The organism is Streptococcus sp. CL8.13 (assembly GCF_049737895.1).
On the sequence record NZ_JBKOTT010000124.1, the window covers coordinates 1 to 1,904 of the forward strand.

The window sequence follows — 1,904 nt, forward strand, 5'->3', positions numbered from 1 at the left end:
GTTTCCAAGCTAACCTCTCTGATTTTTATGATACTTTAATTGCCAAAAATCGGCAAAATAGCAAATAGGATAAATAGATTTATCCAAAAAGAAAGACAACAGATAAGTCCAAAAACAAAGAGACTGACTTTCTTGGACAGCAAGGCCATCAAAATCGACAGAATTCCAAAAACTAGTAAAACTTTCTGCATGCTGAAGAGGTCAATCTTTCCCCCCAGAATCGGACTGCCCCAAGGAAGAAAGAAGAAAGCAATCCAGATCAACAGAACTAAACCAATATAGACCTTGGAATAGCGTGTAATAAATGATTTTAGATGTGTCATAAGCCACCTCCTACAAATAGAAAGTAATATAATACTCAATGAAAATCAAAGAGCAAACTAGGAAACTAGCCGCAGGCTGTACTTAAGTACGGCAAGGCGACGTTGACGTGGTTTGAATTTGATTTTCGAAGAGTATAAATCAATGCCTTCCACCTTTTGACTTCCCTAGTTCTCGTCTCAGGCGAAACATTTTTTTGAAACAGGAATAAGTTAACCAATTCAGACCAATAGCTAGCAGAATAAAAAGAAACCAAATGACCCAAAACTTGATATCTGCCACATTTCTCAATAGGATATTGAAAAACAAGACTGAAAAAACTGTCCAAGCAAGGCTAAAAAGAGCATAGAGGATGATGTAAATCCAGTAAAAATAGTAAAAAATTGGGAAAAATTTACTATCTCTGTTGGCCTTTTCAATCCAGCTGAAAAAGTAAAAACAGGGTAATAAGATTAACAATTTAAACAAATGTTCCATCATCAACACCTCTTTTTGATAGCGCTTTCTTCAACTTCATTTTATCAAAAAAATCTGGAAATGTCATTCCAGATTCTGCTTTTTTATTTACGTTTTCTTGCGATGAGATGAATCGGTGTTCCTTCAAAGACAAAGGCCTTGCGGATTTGATTTTCCAAGAAACGTAGGTAAGAAAAGTGCATGAGTTCTTCTTCGTTGACAAAGATAACAAAGGTCGGTGGTTTGGTTGCCACTTGGGTCGCATAGAAAATCTTGAGTCGTTTTCCTTTGTCTGTCGGTGTTGGGTTGATGGCAATGGCATCCATGATCACATCGTTCAAGACAGCTGATGGAACACGTGTATTTTGACTTTCACTGATTTGCTTAATCATCTCAGGAAGTTTGTGGAGACGTTGCTTGGTCAAAGCGGATACAAAGATAATCGGTGCGTAAGGTAGATATTGGAACTGCTCACGGATATCTTCTTCCCAGTTTTTCATAGTGTGGTTGTCTTTTTCAAGTGTATCCCACTTGTTGACCACGATAATCATCCCTTTACCAGCTTCATGGGCAAATCCTGCAATACGCTTATCGTATTCACGAATACCTTCTTCCGCATTGATGACCATTAAGACCACATCTGAACGGTCAATAGCACGCATGGCACGCATGACAGAATATTTCTCGGTATTTTCATAAACCTTACCAGACTTACGCATACCAGCCGTATCAATCATGGTAAATTCTTGACCATCTGTATCTGTAAAGTGGGTATCAACAGCGTCACGTGTTGTTCCAGCAACAGGACTAGCAATGACACGGTCCTCTCCCAAGATAGCGTTAATCAAGCTTGATTTTCCAACGTTTGGACGACCAATCAAGCTAAACTTAATCACATCTGGGTTTTCTTCTTCATATTCATTTGGAAGATTTTCTACAATAGCGTCTAGCACATCCCCTGTACCGATACCATGGACAGATGAGATAGGCAATGGTTCACCCAAACCAAGGGCATAAAAATCATAGATATCATTTCGCATCTCAGGGTTGTCCACCTTGTTGACTGCGAGGATAACTGGTTTGTGGGTCTTATAAAGCTTACGGGCTACGTATTCGTCTGCATCGGT

At 39.1% G+C, this 1,904-nt stretch carries 3 protein-coding genes; all 3 read right to left on the minus strand.

All coding sequences use genetic code 11. The features are described 5' to 3' along the window. Positions 1-35: 35 nt before the first annotated feature. The gene (locus tag ACLNCN_RS04505; RefSeq protein WP_261011102.1) at positions 36-323 is read right to left on the minus strand and encodes a hypothetical protein; all 288 of its coding nucleotides are present in this window, start codon (positions 321-323) and stop codon (positions 36-38) included. 139 nt (positions 324-462) lie between these two features. Then, positions 463-798 (minus strand): hypothetical protein, encoded by a 336-nt coding sequence (locus tag ACLNCN_RS04510; RefSeq protein ID WP_424844716.1) that lies wholly within the window; start codon positions 796-798, stop codon positions 463-465. 83 nt (positions 799-881) lie between these two features. Then, positions 882-1,904, minus strand: a 1,023-nt coding sequence (der, locus tag ACLNCN_RS04515) for a ribosome biogenesis GTPase Der (protein WP_424844717.1), incomplete at its 5' end; no start/stop codon positions are given.

Coding starts and splice junctions, on each gene's coding strand:
- ACLNCN_RS04505 (WP_261011102.1), bottom strand. CDS start 323: ATGACACATCTAAAATCATTTATTACACGCTATTCCAAGGTCTATATT.
- ACLNCN_RS04510 (WP_424844716.1), bottom strand. CDS start 798: ATGGAACATTTGTTTAAATTGTTAATCTTATTACCCTGTTTTTACTTT.